At 69.2% G+C, this 16359-nt stretch carries 14 protein-coding genes; 8 read left to right on the top strand and 6 right to left on the bottom strand.

Going from position 1 to position 16359, the window contains the following annotated elements:
* The first annotated feature begins 205 nt into the window (after window positions 1-205).
* From DM480_RS12920 to DM480_RS12905, 4 genes are all read left to right on the top strand, one after another.
* Entirely contained in the window at window positions 206-3025 is a 2820-nt protein-coding gene (locus tag DM480_RS12920) for a bifunctional YncE family protein/alkaline phosphatase family protein (protein ID WP_115379631.1), read from the top strand.
* Between the two features lie 407 nt (window positions 3026-3432).
* Complete coding sequence (locus tag DM480_RS12915) at window positions 3433-4050, top strand: ParB-like protein (RefSeq protein WP_115379629.1); 618 nt, start codon at window positions 3433-3435, stop codon at window positions 4048-4050.
* Window positions 4051-4096: 46 nt separating this feature from the next.
* Window positions 4097-4375, top strand: coding sequence for a DUF3253 domain-containing protein (locus DM480_RS12910; RefSeq protein ID WP_310596161.1), 279 nt, complete (start codon window positions 4097-4099; stop codon window positions 4373-4375).
* A gap of 63 nt (window positions 4376-4438) precedes the next feature.
* Complete coding sequence (locus tag DM480_RS12905; protein ID WP_115379627.1) at window positions 4439-5374, top strand: glutaminase; 936 nt, start codon at window positions 4439-4441, stop codon at window positions 5372-5374.
* Between the two features lie 15 nt (window positions 5375-5389).
* On the opposite strand, the gene DM480_RS12900 is transcribed toward DM480_RS12905, so the two are convergent.
* Genes DM480_RS12900 through DM480_RS12885 form a run of 4 tightly spaced genes read right to left on the bottom strand, consistent with a single transcriptional unit; the run spans window position 5390 to window position 8519 of the window.
* Window positions 5390-6376 (bottom strand): DUF2891 domain-containing protein, encoded by a 987-nt coding sequence (locus DM480_RS12900; RefSeq protein ID WP_115379625.1) that lies wholly within the window; start codon window positions 6374-6376, stop codon window positions 5390-5392.
* A complete protein-coding gene (locus tag DM480_RS12895) occupies window positions 6373-7335 on the bottom strand; it encodes a DUF979 domain-containing protein (RefSeq protein WP_115379623.1) in 963 nt (320 codons plus the stop codon). Before DM480_RS12895 ends, DM480_RS12900 begins: the two co-directional genes overlap by 4 nt.
* A complete protein-coding gene (locus DM480_RS12890; protein ID WP_115379621.1) occupies window positions 7332-8000 on the bottom strand; it encodes a DUF969 domain-containing protein in 669 nt (222 codons plus the stop codon). The genes DM480_RS12895 and DM480_RS12890 overlap by 4 nt, the downstream gene beginning before the upstream one ends.
* A gap of 9 nt (window positions 8001-8009) precedes the next feature.
* Complete coding sequence (locus DM480_RS12885; protein WP_115379619.1) at window positions 8010-8519, bottom strand: winged helix DNA-binding protein; 510 nt, start codon at window positions 8517-8519, stop codon at window positions 8010-8012.
* Between the two features lie 92 nt (window positions 8520-8611).
* Here DM480_RS12885 and DM480_RS12880 point away from each other — a divergent pair, with 92 nt between their 5' ends.
* The gene (locus tag DM480_RS12880) at window positions 8612-12172 is read left to right on the top strand and encodes a hydantoinase B/oxoprolinase family protein (protein ID WP_115379617.1); all 3561 of its coding nucleotides are present in this window, start codon (window positions 8612-8614) and stop codon (window positions 12170-12172) included.
* A 7-nt stretch (window positions 12173-12179) separates the two neighbouring features.
* Here the strand turns inward: DM480_RS12880 and DM480_RS12875 are convergent, their stop codons facing one another.
* Complete coding sequence (locus tag DM480_RS12875; RefSeq protein WP_115379615.1) at window positions 12180-13811, bottom strand: GMC family oxidoreductase; 1632 nt, start codon at window positions 13809-13811, stop codon at window positions 12180-12182.
* A 96-nt stretch (window positions 13812-13907) separates the two neighbouring features.
* Window positions 13908-14186, bottom strand: coding sequence for a metal/formaldehyde-sensitive transcriptional repressor (locus tag DM480_RS12870; RefSeq protein ID WP_115379613.1), 279 nt, complete (start codon window positions 14184-14186; stop codon window positions 13908-13910).
* 316 nt (window positions 14187-14502) lie between these two features.
* Here DM480_RS12870 and DM480_RS18750 point away from each other — a divergent pair, with 316 nt between their 5' ends.
* Genes DM480_RS18750 through DM480_RS18550 form a run of 3 tightly spaced genes read left to right on the top strand, consistent with a single transcriptional unit; the run spans window position 14503 to window position 16354 of the window.
* Window positions 14503-14631, top strand: coding sequence for a hypothetical protein (locus DM480_RS18750; RefSeq protein WP_269801926.1), 129 nt, complete (start codon window positions 14503-14505; stop codon window positions 14629-14631).
* 56 nt (window positions 14632-14687) lie between these two features.
* A complete protein-coding gene (locus DM480_RS12865) occupies window positions 14688-16049 on the top strand; it encodes an NRAMP family divalent metal transporter (RefSeq protein ID WP_232833997.1) in 1362 nt (453 codons plus the stop codon).
* Complete coding sequence (locus tag DM480_RS18550) at window positions 16046-16354, top strand: hypothetical protein (protein ID WP_232833996.1); 309 nt, start codon at window positions 16046-16048, stop codon at window positions 16352-16354. The genes DM480_RS12865 and DM480_RS18550 overlap by 4 nt, the downstream gene beginning before the upstream one ends.
* The last annotated feature ends 5 nt before the right edge of the window (window positions 16355-16359 follow it).

Below are 16359 nucleotides of genomic sequence, written 5' to 3'. Positions count from 1 at the left end.
TAACCATCAGATCCGCTGCCCGATTTCGCAGAAGGCCGTGTACCGCCTCGAAGAGGCCACAGCGGATCATGTACAAACCTGCGCCCCGATTCCTGATTTCTGCCGTTCATCGCTGTCGTTTTCGACGCGATGGAGCGCTGTCGGTGCGGCGTGCATGGCAAGACGTCACATTCCGGGCCTATGGTCGTCGATCTCGGAGACGACCATGCGCCCATATCTAGCCGCCATCGCGATTATGCTGCCCGCCGCGCTCGCTGCGCAGGACCCTACCGGACAAGCTCTGCCCACCGGACAGCGCCTCACCCCCAGCGCGGCCCCGGGCGCGCAGTTCGAGCCGCTGGTCGCGGGCATCGGTCCCGATCCAACCTATGTCGTCGATGGCGCGGCGGCGATCGCCCCCCGTCCCGACGGACGCGAAATGCTGGTGCTGACCAGCGGCTTCAACCGCTTCAACGGCGCCGATGGGAAGGTCGTTGCGGCGCAGTCGGTCCAGTACATCTTCCGCTACGCGATCGATGGGCATGGCAGCCGGCGGGTACAGACGCTGACCGTGCCCAACAGCTATGGCGGCATCGCATGGCGCCCGGACGGGCGCGGGTTCGTCGTCGGTGGCGGCGTCGACGATAACGTCCATGTCTTCGGACGTTCGGGCGGGCGGTACGTCGAGACGGCGACGATCAAGCTCGGCCACACCGCAGGCCTCGGCGCCGAGGTGAAGCCGCAGGCGGCGGGCGTCGCGGTCAGCCCCGACGGGCACCAGGCGCTGGTCGCCAATTATTATAATGATTCGGTCAGCTTGCTCGACCTCGATCGCGGTACGGTCATCGCCGAGCAGGATCTGCGCCCCGGCAAGATCGACCCGGCGCAGAGCGGCATTCCGGGGGGCGAATTTCCCTTTGCGCTCGCATGGACCGATGCCGGCCATGCCTGGGTGTCCGCGCCGCGCGATCGGCAGGTCGTCGCGCTCGCGCCGACGTCGACGGCTATCCGTATCACCGGCCGGATCGCGACGATCGGCGAGCCGACCGCCCTGCTGGCCGATGCCCGCAACCACCGGTTGTTCGTCACCGAGGACAATGACGACCGGCTCGCGGTGATCGATACCGTCCAGGCGCGGTTGGTCGCAGAGCCGCGCCTCACCCTGCCGGACGCGCTGGCCGCCCCCCCGATCGGCAAAGGGCTCAACCCCAACGGCCTTGCCCAGTTGCCCGACGGGCGATTGCTGGTGACGCTGGGTGGGATCAATGCCGTCGCGATCGTCGCACCAAGCGCCGCCGGCGGGACCGTCACCGGGCTGGTGCCGACCGGCTGGTACCCCAGCGCGGTGGCGACGTCGGCCGATGGCCAGCGCGTGTTCGTCGTCAACCGCAAGAGCCCGCCGGGCCCAAACCCGCGGGGCTGCGCGCCGAAGCTCGCCATCTATCGCGGCCAGCCCGATGCCTGTGGCGCGGCGAACCAGTATATCTTCCAGCTCGAAAAGGCGGGGATGCTGCAATTCCCGTTGCCCAGCGACAAGGCGCTCGCAGCGACCACGCTCCAGGTCGCCGACAATATCGGGCTGCCAGGCGCGGCCGCCCGCGCGGCCGCCGAGGCGAAAATGGCGGCGATCCGGGCGCGGGTCAGCCACGTCGTCTTCATCATCAAGGAAAACCGCACCTACGATCAGGTGTTGGGCGATCTGGAGGTCGGCAACGGCGATCCGCACCTTGCGATCCTCGGCCGGGCGCTGTCGCCCAATCACCACCGCCTGGCGCGCCAGTTCGCGACGCTCGACAATTTCTACGATTCGGGTGAGCAATCGAGCACCGGCTGGACCTGGTCGACCGCGGCGCGCACGCCCGACCTGCTCGAGAAGACCGCGCCCGTGAACTATGCGCAGCGCGGCCTCGCCTATGAAGCGGAGGAGGCAGACCGCTTCGTCTACACGCAGCAGACCCCGGCCGAGCGTCAGGCGACGAACCCGGCGCTGTCGAAGGATCCCGACCTGCTCCCCGGCCCTGCCCTGTTGACCGCTCCCGATGCCGAAGGCGACGACGACGGCGACAGGAACCAGGGCTTCCTGTGGGATCAGGCGATCCGCGCGGGCCTCTCGGTGCGCAACTACGGCTTTTCCGACGCCTCGATCTACGATGCCGGCGCGCCCGGCGCGGTGCCGGTGATCCGCGAACCGTGGAAGACGGGCACGCGCATCTACACGCCCGGCGACCGGCTGCTGGCGAAGCGCAGCGATCCCTATTTCCGCGGTTTCGATCAGAAACTCGCCGACTATTGGCGCATGCTCGAATGGCGGCGCGAGTTCGACGCCGCCGATGCGGCCGGCAAGGTCCCCGCGCTGACGCTGCTGCGCCTCAGCCACGATCACTTCGGCGATTTCAAGGAGGCGATCGACGGGGTGAACACCGTCGAGACGCAAATGGCCGACAATGATTATTCGGTCGGCATGGTCATCGAGGCGATCGCCAACAGCCATGTCGCCGGTTCGACTTTGGTCTTCATCATCGAGGACGATGCCCAGAACGGCGCCGACCATGTCGACGCGCGACGATCCGTCGCGTTCGTGGTCGGGCCTTATGTCCGACAGGGCGTGGTCGTCTCGACACGTTATACAACGGTCAACGTCCTGCGCACGATCGAGGCGGTGCTGGGGCTGAAGCCGCTGGGGCTCAACGACGGACTGGCGGCGCCGATGGCCGACCTGTTCGACCCTGCCCAGACGCACTGGACGTATCGGGCCGAGGCGGCCGACGTGCTTCGCACGACGCAGCTCCCGATCCCCGCCGATCGCTTCGCTCCCCGGATCGCGGCGACGACCGGGCGGTGCGACCACCCCAGTTCGGCCTGGTGGGCGGCGGCGATGCGCGGACAGGACTTCCGCACCGAGGATCATCTGGACACCGCCGCCTTCAACGCGGCGCTTTGGCGGGGGCTGGGCTCCGGCGTTCAGCCGAACGACCGCGATGGGCGGGACTTGAGCGTGGCTCGATCGGGGCTGATCGAAAAGGATGGCGTCGATTGCCCGCGATAAGCCAGACGCGGACGTCAGCGGCGCTTGCACGCTTCCCGAGCGCAGTCAGTGTTTTGGGCCGCGCCTGACAGGTAATATGGGCCCGATCACGGAAGGCAAGCTTGCAGAGAAACGACCGTAAAAAACTGCCGTGTATTCTCACCTGCAGTCGGATTGGGAGGTTCCCGCTGATTTGCGCTTCATCAGCGTATCGTCCTCCCTGCCGTTGGCGGCTTCTGCCCGGGAACCACGACGTCGCGCGCACCCGCGGCCTCTATCATAGCATCCGGCAGCGCGCCGGCGACACGATCGTCATGCTCTCGGAATCTGCGTCGCACGCAATCGAAGAAAACATCTGCCCAGTTCATGATACGCACGGGTAGGCTCACGGCGCGTACGTCCGTTGCGATGAAAGGAAGCACCCCGTCATGTCATCCGCCATTCCCATCGGCGTCCCGATCGCCGAGCTTCGCCCGACGCAGATGACCGTCGGCCTGCGCGAAGTGGCGGCAAAGCGCCATCGCTGGCGCAAGGCGGACAAGCACGAGCGCGCGATCCTGCTGCGCCGCCATGTCCTGCCCGCCGTGGTCGGGCCGAAGGGACGGCGCTACATCGTCGATCATCACCACTTTGCCCGCGCGCTGCTCGACGAAAAGGCGGAGCTTGCCGCCGTCTACGTCGTCGCCGACCTCGCGCATCTGCCCAAGCGCGAATTCTGGACCTATCTGGACAATAGCGGCTGGTGCCACGCGTATGACGCGCACGGCAGGCGCTGCGAGCTGGACGCGATCCCCAAGCATCTGGAGGAACTGGAGGACGATCCGTACCGCTCGCTCGCGGGCGCGCTGATCCGGTCCGGCGGCTGCGCGAAGAGCAACCGGCCCTTCGCCGAATTCCTGTGGGCCGACCATCTGCGTCATCGCATCGATCCCGCGTCGATCGCGAAGGACTGGGACGCCGCGGTCGCGCAGGCCTTGCGGATCGCGCGCTCGGACGAGGCGCGATGCCTGCCGGGATGGTGCGGCGAAAATCCCGGCGGCCTGTGAGACCGCGCCGTCTTGCGGCGCCCGGCTGCGGTGGGGCGCGATAAGGGTGGCAGACGCCCCGCCCGCTGTCGAATCGGCCGCGTGTCACCCGGCCGATGCCCGCGCAGTGACGCTGTCGATGCTCGCGCAGCGGGCGTCGGGCGCGTCGCTCTGCCCGAGCGAGGTCGCGCGGGCGATCGCCGCAGACTGGCGTGGCGCGATGCCGGCGGTGCACGCCGCGGTCGACGCGCTGGTCGGCGATGGCCTGGTGGCGCTGCGCTGGAAGGGACGCCCGCTCGCCACCCGATCGGGTCCGTATCGCATCATCCGCCCCGACGGCACCTGAGGCGCGCGGGCGGAAACCGGGCTTTCGGCTTCCGATCCGCGGCGTGTTCACGCATGGCGGGCTATGGCCAGTCTTTCCCGAATCGTTGCCGATATCGCGACGGAAATGGCCGCGGCGCCCGATCGCGGCACCCCTGCGGGCTACATTCCGCCGCTCCGCGACGTCGATCCGGCGCGGTTCGGGATCGCGGTGGTCGAGGCGGACGGCACCGTTCACGCCGCGGGCGACGCCGACATGCCGTTCTCGATCCAGAGCATTTCCAAGGTCTTCACCCTGACGCTCGCGCTCGGCACGGTCGGCGACCAGCTGTGGGAGCGGGTCGGACGCGAACCCTCGGGCACCGCGTTCAATTCGATCGTCCAGCTCGAGACGGAGCGCGGCATTCCCCGCAACCCGTTCATCAATGCGGGCGCGATCGTAGTCGCCGACGTGCTGCTGGGCAATCACGAACCGCGTGCGATGATCGGCGAGCTGCTGCGCTTCGTGCGCGAACTGGCGGACGACGATCGCATCACGGTCGACCATCTCGTCGCGCAGGCCGAGATGGCGACCGGTCACCGCAGCATGGCGCTGGCGCATTTCATGACCGCGTTCGGCACGATGCACCATGCGGTCGACCGCGTGCTGGGCCTGTATGTCCATCAATGCGCGCTGGCGATGAGTTGCCGCCAGCTTGCCATGGCGGGACGGTTCCTGATGGCGCGCGGCGTCAACCCGGCGACGGGGCGATCGGTGGTTTCGCCGCAGCGCGCGCGACGGATCAACGCACTGATGATGATGTGCGGTCATTATGACGGGTCGGGCGAATTCGCCTATCGCGTTGGTCTGCCGGGCAAGTCGGGGGTCGGCGGCGGTATCCTGGCGATCGCGCCCGGCCGCGCCGCGATCGCGGTCTGGTCGCCGGGCCTCAACGCGGTCGGCAATTCGCAGCTCGGCACGCTGGCGCTGGAAAGGTTGGTGCAGCGCACCGGCTGGTCGATCTTCGATCCGGTGCCGTAGCGCGCGAACGATACGCTAATCGAGGCCGGTCAATGCCAGCGTGGCGAAGGTGGCGAGCCAGTGTTCGCCCATATAGTCGCCCGCCACCGCGTCGAGCGCCGCGTCCAGATGGCGGGCCGCGGCGGCTTCCAGCATCCCGGCGAGCGCCGGCGCCGCGCCGTCGGCCAGCGCGCGCATCGCCCAAGCGCGGCTGAGGTTCAGGCCGTCGAGGTGCGCGATCTGCCCGTCGCTGCGGTCGCTGACCCGCGCGGGGGTCAGCAGCGCCGCGGGCTCCCCCTGCACCAGCGCGGGCAGGAACGCCGCGAACCACGCCGCGAACGCGTCCGGCGGCAACAGCCGCTGCATCGCCAGCGCCTCCATCAGCACGGGTGACAGGAAGTCTTGGCCGCTCGGCTCCCACGCCTGGGCATCGCGGTCGTGGCCGAACCATGTCTCTGCCCGACCTGCCATCGCGGCGCGCAGCGCGTCGTCGCCCGTCACGCGTGCATAACGCTCGGTCAGAACCAGCGCGAAGGCGGTGTTGGCATGCGTACCCGCGCGCACCGGATAGGTCAGCAGCGGCAGATAGGCGCGCCATTGTGCGGCGAACGCATCGGCCAGCGGCTGCAGCGTCGCGGCATGCGCACTGCCCGACACCGTCAGTTCGCTCGCCAGCATCAGCAGCCACGCCCAGCCATAAGGCCGCTCGAACCCGCGTGACGCGGGTCGGTCGAGATAGGCGCGCTCCGCCTCGACCTTCGCCGGCGTGAAGGCGTCCGCGAACAGCGTATCGATCGCCGCGGCCTTGCCCAGCGCCGGGAACAGCCGCCGCAATCGCGCGAGCAGCCAGTAACCGTGGACGCAGCTGTGCCAGTCGAAACTGCCATAGAAGATCGGATGGACGACGCGCGGCAGATAGGCATCGCCGGCGCCGGTCATCACATGGTCCGCCTTGTGCGGATATTCGCGGCGCACATGGCCGAGCGCGATGCCCGCGAACCGGGCGGCGAGATCGGGGGTCATCCTATCCTTTCGGGAAAAGCACACAGCGCCAGCACGGCGATGTTGAACGCCAGCAACACCAGCGCGGTCGGCCATTGCACGCGGATCACGCCGAACCGATCGCGCAGCTCCAGGATCGCGGCGGGCACGATGTTGAAGTTCGCCGCCATCGGCGTCATCAGCGTCCCGCAAAAGCCCGACAGCATGCCGAGCGCCGCGACCGCCGCCGGATCGCCGCCGAAATGGCGAATGACGATCGGCAGCCCGATCCCCGCGGTCATGATCGGAAAGGCGGCGAAGGCGTTACCCATCACCATCGTGAACAGCGCCATGCCGACGCAATAGGCGATCGTCGCGGCGAGCGGCGTATCGAGCGCGACGATGCCGGTGACGCCGTCGGCCACCACCCTGCCGACGCCCGCGATCGCGAACACCCCGCCCAGCGCAGCCAGCATCTGCGGCAGCACGATCGCCCAGCCGATCGCATCGGCCAGCCGCCGCCCTTCCGCAACCGGCGCGATCGGCGGCGGCCGCGTCAGCCATAGCGCAAGCGCGAGCGCGACGACCGCACCGACCGCGAGCGCGACGAGCGACACCTGCTTGGGATCGATTACGCCGGCCCCCGCGATCCTGCCGTCGGGGAAAAGCAACGTTCCCGCGAACGTCACCGCCGGCAAGGCGAGCGCGGGCACGAACAGGCGGTTCCCGACGCGCGGTCTGAAACGCGGTGGCGCTTCCCCCGGACCAGCGACGACCGCGGAGGGCTTCAGGCCCAGCGTCGCAAGGCCGACGAGGACCATGACGAGCAGGCCCGCAACCACATCGGGAAGCCACGCGCCCGGCCCGATCAGGATCGCGAACACGCCCCAGAAGCCCGCGTTGCGCCACCGCGTCGCGGATTGCCGGTCGCAGGCATGGTGGATCGCAACTGCGGCGGGCAGCACTGCCGCGGCAAGGCCGAGCGCGTCGAGCCCGATCACGCGCGCCGCGCCTTCAACCGTCGGTCGAGGAGGAACAGTCGGACAGCGTGGACGACGAAGGCCGCGATCGCGGTCGGGATCGCCCACAGCGCGACGTGGAGCGGCGCGACGATGATCCCCTCCTGCTCCAGGATCGCGCGGATCAGCAGGATCGATCCGACCGCGACGAACACGTCCTCGCCGAACATTACGCCGATATTGTCGACCGCGGCGGCATGCGCGCGGATAGCGTCGCGCAAGGCGGGATCGAGCGTGTCGCCCCCCTCGCCCGCTTCCGCGGCCTCCGCCATCGGCGCGATGATCGGGCGTACCATCTGGACATGTCCGCCGAGCGAGATCAGGCCCAGCGCCGCGGTCAACTGACGCAGCGCCAGATACCCCAGCAGCACGCGCGCCGTCGTGGCACCGCGCAACCGGCGCACCAGGTCGCTGGCACGATCGCGCAGGCCGGCGCGTTCGAGCAGGCCGATCGTCGGCAGCGCGAGCCACGCGACCGCCATGAACCGGCTCGACACGAAGGCCTTGCCGATCATCCCGACGACCTCCACCGGTCCATGGCCCGCCGCCGCCGCGCTGGCGAAGGCCGCGACCGTCACCACCAGCAGCGGATTCACGCGCAGCGCGAAGCCGATGATGATGATCGCGATCCCCGACAGGACGAGCATCGTCCCCGCCTACAGCGTCGCGGCGGCGCGTGCCGCCTGGTTGTATTGACCCGACAGGCGGCGCAGCAGGTCGGCGGCGCCGGACAAGGCTGCCGCGTCGGGCCCATCGGCATCGACCGCGGCGGCGAGCACGCGTTCGCGAATGTCGCGATAGGCCGCACAGAATGCGCGCCCCGCCTCGGTCGCGACGAGCAATTTCTCCTTGCCCTCGCGCCGCGTCGCGATCAGCCCCGCCTTCTCCAGCTTGCGCACCGCATAGGTGACGAGATGCGTATCCTCGATATCGAGGACGAGCGCGATGTCGGCGATCCGTTTCGGCCGGTCGCGATGGCGCACGGTGTGAAGGATCAGCACCTCGATCGGCGCGAGCACGATCCCGCTCGCCGCCGCGCATCGCGTCATCCAGCGCTGATAGGCGGCGGCGGCAAGCGTCAAACTGAATTCGAGTTCGGATAGCGCCGGCGCGGCACCATCGGCAAGATGGGCCGAGGATACGATCGCGCGTCGTGTGTCCGTCATACGCCCTCCAAGGACGAACGATCGCGCTGGTCACGTGATCTGTCAACATGTACGGTACGATTCGTCGACGTTTCGTAGATAAGGTTTGCGCGATGAGCTGGTCGTTCTGGATCGATCGTGGCGGCACGTTCACCGACATCGTCGCGCGGGCGCCCGACGGCACGGTGATGACGGCCAAGCTGCTCAGCGAAAATCCGGAACGTTATGCCGATGCGGCGGTGGCGGGCATCCGCCGGTTGCTCGGCCTCGGCGATGATGCACCGCTGCCGACGGCGGCGATCGCGGCGGTTAAGATGGGGACGACCGTCGCGACCAACGCGCTGCTCGAACGCAAGGGCGCGCGTACGTTGCTGGTCGTCGACAGGGGGTTTGCCGACCTGCTCGCGATCGGCAACCAGGCGCGACCGCGATTGTTCGACCTCGCGATCCGCTTGCCCGCGCCGCTGTACGACGACGTGATCGAGATCGGCGGTCGCATCGATCGCGACGGGCATATCGTCGCGCCGCTCGATGTCGCGGCGACCGCGGCGGCGCTCGCGGCAAAGCGTTCGCTGGGGTTCGAGGCGGTGGCGATCGCGCTCACCCACGCCTGGGCGCATCCCGCGACGGAGGTGCGCGTCGCCGATCTCGCATGCGCTGCGGGCTTCGCGCAGGTGTCGGCCAGCCACGCCGTCAGCCCGCTGATCGGGCTCGTCGCGCGCGGGCGGACCAGCGTCGTCGACGCCTATCTGTCGCCCGTGCTGCGCCGCTACGTCGATCGCGTCGCGGATGCGCTCGATGGGGTGCCGCTGCATTTCATGCAGTCGAACGGGGGGCTGGCCGACGCGGCGGTGTTCCAGGGCAAGGACGCGATCCTGTCCGGCCCCGCAGGCGGCGTCGTCGCGGCCGCGCGGACAGCGGAGGCCGCGGGCATCGACCGCGTCATCGGCTTCGACATGGGCGGCACCTCGACCGACGTCGCGCTGTATGCTGGCCGGTTCGAGCGCCTGCTGGATGCGGAGGTCGCGGGCGTCGAGATGCGCGTGCCGATGATGGCGATCGACACGATCGCGGCCGGCGGCGGCTCGATCCTCCATTATGACGGCGCACGCTTTCGCGTCGGGCCGGACAGCGCGGGCGCCGATCCCGGCCCCGCCTGCTATCGCCGCGGCGGGCCGCTGACCGTCACCGACGCCAATCTGTGTGTCGGCAAGATCCAGCCCGCGCATTTCCCCGCGGTGTTCGGGCCTGACGGCGACGCACCGCTCGATGCGGAGGCTACGATGCGCGCCTTTGCCGACCTCGCCATCGCCACCGGCATCGACGATCCCCGCCGCGTCGCGGACGGCTTCCTAGACGTCGCGGTCGCGCACATGGCCGCGGCGATCAAACGCGTCGCGCTCGAACGCGGCGAGGACGTGACCGGCTTTACGCTGCAATGTTTCGGCGGCGCGGGCGGCCAGCACGCCTGCCGCGTCGCGGAGACACTGGGCATGACGCAGGTGCTGATCCACCCGCTTGCCGGCGTGCTCTCCGCTTATGGCATGGGCCTTGCCGACCGGATCGCGATCCGCCAGCGCTCGGTCGAACGGCCGCTCGGCACGCCGCTCGACGCTGTAATTGCGGCGCTGGGCGATGCCGCCACGGCGGAGGTCGGCGCGGACGCGCGGCGCGTCGCCACGATCAACCTGCGTTATTCGGGCACCGATACCGCGCTTGCCGTCCCCTTCGCCGATGACGCGGCGATGCGTACGGACTTCGAGGCACAGCATCGGGCGCGCTTCGGCTTCGCCGATCCATCGCGCGACGTCATCGTCGAGAGCGTCGTCGTAGAGGCGATCCAGTCGGGCACGCCGGTCGCGCCGCTGCCGCTGCCGCCGCGCGGCGGCCCCCTGCCCGACCCGGTCGCGGTCGTCGGCGTGTGGACGGGCGGTGCGGAGTACGCGACGCCGATCCACGATCGCGCCGGCCTTCGCCCCGGCGATCGTATCGCCGGCCCCGCGCTGATCCGCGAGCCGATCGCGACGACGATGGTCGAACCCGGCTGGACGCTGACGGTCGACGACGGCGGCGCGCTGCTGCTCGTCGATACGGGCGCGCCGGCACGCGTCGAACCCGATCCCGCCGTCGCCGATCCCGTGCAGCTCGAGCTGTTCAACACCCGCTTCATGGGCATCGCGGAACGGATGGGCGTCGTGCTGCGCAACACCGCCAGCAGCGTCAACATGAAGGAGCGGCTGGACTTCTCCTGCGCGCTGTTCGACGCGGACGGGCGCCTGATCGCCAACGCGCCGCACGTCCCCGTCCACCTTGGCGCGATGGGCGAAAGCGTCCGCGCGGTGATCGCCAGCCGCGGCGCGACGCTGAAGCCGGGCGACGTCGTCGCACTCAACAACCCGTTCAACGGCGGCACGCACCTGCCCGACGTCACCGTCGTTTCGCCGGTGTTCGATGACACGGCGACGCATATCCGCTTCTTTGTCGCCAATCGCGGCCATCATGCCGACATCGGCGGGCTCACGCCTGGCTCCACGCCGCCGAACTCGCGCACGCTGGCGGACGAGGGCGTCGTGATCGACGACTTCCTGCTGGTCGACGGCGGCGTTTTCCGGGAGGACGCGTTTCGCGGGCTGCTTGCCGAAGCGCCCTATCCGGCGCGCAGTCCCGACACCAACGTCGCCGACATCAAGGCGCAGCTCGCCGCCAACGCGACCGGAATCGCGGAGCTTCGCGCGCTGGTCGCCGCGCGCGGCTGGCCGGTCGTCTCGGCTTATATGGGCCATGTCATGGCGCATGCGGAAGAAAGCATCCGCCGCGTGCTCGACCGCCTGTCGGACGGCGCGTTCGACTATACGATGGACGATGGCACCCCGTTGCGCGTCCGCGTCGCGATCGACCGACCAAACCGTGTCGCGACGATCGACTTCACCGGCACGGGCGCGGCGAGCGGCGGCAATTTCAACGCGCCGCCGGCGGTGACGCGTGCGGTCGTGCTCTACGCCTTTCGCTGCCTGGTCGGCGAGGATCTGCCGCTCAACGAAGGCTGTCTCGCGCCGCTCACCATCGTCATTCCGGAAGGCTCGTTCCTGTCGCCCCCGCGGGGCAGCGCGGTCGTCGCCGGGAATACGGAGGTGAGCCAGGCGGCGTGCAACGCGCTGCTCGGAGCGCTGGGCGCCTGCGCCGCCGCACAAGGGACGATGAACAACTTCCTGTTCGGCACCGACCGCTACCAATATTACGAGACGATCTGCGGCGGCGCCGGCGCAGGGCCCAGGTTCGACGGCGCGTCGGCAGTCCACACGCATATGACCAACACGCGGATAACCGATCCCGAAATCCTCGAACTGCGCTACCCCGTCCGGCTGGACCGTTTCGCGGTCCGGCGCTGTTCTGGCGGAGGCGGCGCGCACCGCGGCGGCGATGGCGTCGTCCGCGCGATCACCGCGCTCGAGCCGATGACCGCGACGATCGTTTCCTCGCGCCGCACGATCGCCCCCTTCGGCCTTGCCGGCGGCAAGGACGGCGCGCCTGGCACGCAGCGGGTCGACCGTGCAGACGGCGGCGCGCAGACGCTGCACGGCGTCGATCGGGTCACGCTCGCCGCCGGCGACCGGTTGACGATCGAGACTCCGGGTGGCGGCGGTTACGGGACGGTCGATCCCTCGCGCCGGTAAAAGCCCGTCATCCAGCAGGCCGATCGATCGGGCCGGACGCGTTGCGGCGCAGGATCAGGTCGGCGGCCTTCTCGCCGATCATCGCGGTCGGCGCCTGCGTGTTGCCGCTGACCAGCGCGGGCATGATCGATGCATCCGCGACCCGCAAGCCGTCTATGCCGCACACGCGCAACTGCGGATCGACGACCGCCGCCGCATCGCTGCCCATCCGGCACGTGCCGACGGGATGATAGATGGTATCGGCATGCGCGCGGATCAGCGCCCGCAGTGCGGCCGCATCATCGTGCAGGCTGCCGCGCAGCGGACGCCCGCCAAGCGGCGCGAGCGCGGGTTGCGCCAGGATCCGCTGCGCGATCGTCGCCCCCCGGACCAACAATTCCATGTCGCGTGGGTCGCTGAGGAAGCGCGGATCGATCACCGGGGCCACGCGCGTGTCCGCGCTCGCCAGCGTCACGCTGCCGCGACTGTGCGGGCGGAGCGCGCAGACGTGCAGCGAGTAGCCGGTACCGAACCGTGACTTGCGGCCATGGTCGTCGACCATCCCGACGCAGAAATGGAGCTGCAGGTCGGGCCGGTCGAGCGCCGGATCGCTCTTCACGAATCCGCCCGCCTCCGCGACATTGGTGGTGAGCAGACCCCGCCCCTCGTGCCGCCACGGGCCGATCGCACGCAGCGTGCGGACGATCATCGCAGGGCTCAGCCCGAACAACCCGTCCGCGGACGCGCGCAGGCTGGTCGTGTAATCGACATGGTCCTGCAGGTTCGCGCCGACCTCCGGTGCATCGTGGACGACGGCGATACCGATCGCGCGCAGATGTGCGGCGGGTCCGACACCCGACGCCATCAAGAGTTGCGGCGTACCGAACGCGCCCGCGGCAAGGACGATCTCCTCGCGTACCCTCGCGCTCGTTTCGACGTCGCCTTGCCGCAACCGCACGCCGGTCGCCCGCCGCCCGTCGAACGATACACCCGCGCAGACCGTGTCGGCGCGGACGATCAGATTGGGATAGCGCCCCGCCTCGCCCAGATAGGCGCGCGCCGCGCTGAACCGCCGCCCGGCCTTCTGGAACAGCTGGTACGGGCCGACACCCTCCTGCACCGGGCCGTTGAAATCGGGATTCTCAGGATAGCCGGCCTGACGCGCCGCGGCCAGGAACGCCTGCGTCGCAGCGTTCGCCTCACGCAGGTCCTCGACGCGCAGCGGCCCGCCTTCGCCGTGCATGGCGTCGGCGCCGCGCGCATTATCCTCTGCCCGGCGGAAATAGGGGAGCACGTCGGCCCACGACCAGCCGCTGCACCCGGCCGCTGCCCAGCCGTCATAATCCTGCGGCTGGCCACGGATGTAGATCATCGCGTTGATCAGGCTCGAACCGCCCAGCCCACGCCCACGCGGCTGATACCCCCGCCGGCCGTCCAGCGCGGCTTGCGGCACGGTTTCGTAGGCATAATTGTGTGCGCCCCGCCGGCCGACCAGCGCCGCGATGCCCAGTGGCACGTCGGACAGGACCGATGGTTTCGCCGGCCCCGCCTCGACCAGCATCACCGTCCGGTCGGGCCGCGCCGCCGCCAGCCGCGCGGCGACCGCGCATCCGCCCGGCCCCGCACCGACGACGATGTAATCCGCCTCGTCGATCGCCATACCGCATCCTCCCCGGCTCGTTCCGGCCAGGTGCGCAGCATGGATCAGGCTGGCGGCGGCGCAAAGCGCAAATACTGCCGGCCTCCCACGCCGGCGTCAGGTCAGATAGGCGTGGACGATGTCGACCAGTTCCTCGGCCGCAGCGCGTTGCGCGCTGTCCGCGGGGGCGGCCGGGTCGACGAGGTGCGCGCGGATATGGTCCTCGATCACCTCGGCGATGAATCCGTCCAGCGCGCCGCGGCATGCGGTCGCCTGTTGCAGCACGCGCGTACACTCCCGGTCCTCCTCGACCGCGCGCTCGATCGCCTCCAGCTGACCGCGCATCCGCTTCAGCCGATTGAGCAGCTTCTTCTTTTCCGCCTCGATATGGCTCACGCCGCGACCCGCTCCTTTATGATGACCGCTTTTACACTTGATCCTATACCCCGGATGGGTATGCGGCGTCCATCGACACGGTGAAGATCCGCGATTCGATGCGCAACGCGCCCACGGGCGCCTGACGAAGGACGACGATGGAACCCCGATCTACCACCATGTCCAGCGAGGGCGACAGTAGGAGCATTGCTCCGCTGATCCCGTTCGCAGGACGTGTTCCGATCGGGGAGCACGCGCCCACCGTCTGAACCACGGTGCCGCAGACCTCCGGGATCGGAAAACCACGCTTTTCCCAATTCCGATGAAGGAGGTCGCGATGACCCTGTTACTGCTGCGTGTCGAACGGCACGTCCATGTCCGCCAGATCGAGCCGCTGAGCCGCCGCATCCGCCTCGCCGCGCGCCGCCCCGACGCGCGCGACGCCCGGCGACGCGCCGCGGCCTGACTGCCGCCGCCCTTCGCACCACCGTTCGATTGTCCCATGCACGCGGAGTTCGTGCCATGAACCAGCATGCCCTGATCGCGCGCGGCGATTATTCCGCCGTGCGTCCCGCCGCTGCGCATAGCGCCACGGCGCATCTCGACAGCGCCCACACCGGCGACATCGTCGGTGCGTTCGGCACGATCGCCCAGGCCGACACCGGCGCCCGCCGCGGGTGGCGTCGCCGCCTCGCGACGCTCGCCGCGATTCTCGGCCCCGGCCTGATCGTGATGGTCGGCGACAATGATGCCGGCGCATTCGGCACCTATACGCAGGCCGGCCAGAATTACGGCACGTCGCTGCTCTGGACATTGCTGCTGCTCGTCCCCGTCCTCTACGTGAACCAGGAGATGGTGCTGCGGCTCGGCGCTGTGACCGGGGTCGGCCATGCGCGGCTGATCTTCCAGCGCTTCGGCCGCTTCTGGGGCGCGTTCAGCGTCGTCGACCTGTTCCTGCTCAACGCGCTCACCATCGTCACCGAGTTTATCGGCATCACGCTCGGCCTCGATTATCTGGGCGTGCCGAAGGTCGCGGGCGTCGCCGCGGCCGCGGTGCTGATCGTCGCGGCGGCGAGCACGGGCAGCTTCCGCCGGTTCGAACGATTCATGATGATCCTCGTCTTCGGATCGCTGCTGCTGATCCCGATCGCGCTGACGATGCATCCGCCCGTGCACGACGTGCTACGCGACATGGTCGTGCCGGGCCTGCCGAAACAGGGCCAGCTTTCCGACGTCATGCTGCTGATCATCGCGATCGTCGGCACCACCGTCGCGCCTTGGCAATTGTTCTTCCAGCAGAGCTACCTGATCGACAAGCGCATCGGACCGCAGTTCATGACGTACAGCCGCATCGACCTGTGGATCGGCATCGGCGTGGTGATCGTCGGTGCGGTAGCGATGACCGCCTTCACCGCTGCCGCCTTCGCAGGCACGCCGCTGGTTGGGCAGTTCAGCGACGCCGGCGCGGTCGCGCGAGGGATCGCGGCGCATGGCGGGCATGTGATGGGCGTGCTGTTCGCGATCGCGCTGATCGACGCCTCGATCATCGGCGCATCGGCAGTGTCGCTCAGCACCGCCTATGCGATCGGCGACACGCTCGGCATCCGTCACTCGCTGCATCGCTCGCCGCGCGAATCGATCGCCTTCTATGGTGTCTACGCGGGCCTGATCGCGATCGCCGCCGCGTTGGTGCTGGTGCCGGGCACACCGCTCGGCCTGCTGACCAATGCGGTGCAGTCGCTCGCCGGCGTGCTGCTGCCTAGCGCGACCGTTTTCCTGCTGCTGCTGTGCAACGACGAGGCCGTGCTGGGTCCGTGGCGCAACGGGCCGTGGCTCAACCTGTTCACCGGCGCGGTGATCGCGGGCTGGTGCTGTTGTCGGTGATCCTAACCGCCTCGGTGATCTTTCCCGGTCTCGGTGCGGGGGCGATGCTGTCGATCCTGGGCGGCGGCTCCGTCGTCGCGCTCGCCGGATGGCTGGTCCAGCGCCTCGTCGCGCGCACGCCGACGCCCGCGATCGACCGTGCTGGCAAGGCCGCCTGGCGGATGCCGCCGCTGGAGCGCCTCGCGCCGCTGGTGCTCGGCCGCGGCGAGCGGCTGTGGCTCGGCACGTTGCGGCTCTATCTCGTCGTCGCGGGTGGTCTCGTCCTCGTGCGCATCGTTCATCTCGCGCTGACGCATCAGCTGTAACCTTT

It is taken from the genome of Sphingomonas sp. FARSPH (assembly GCF_003355005.1).
Taxonomy (GTDB): Bacteria; Pseudomonadota; Alphaproteobacteria; order Sphingomonadales; family Sphingomonadaceae; genus Sphingomonas.
The sequence above is the reverse complement of the archived record's forward strand: the minus strand, read 5'-3'. Positions and strand labels throughout refer to the sequence as shown.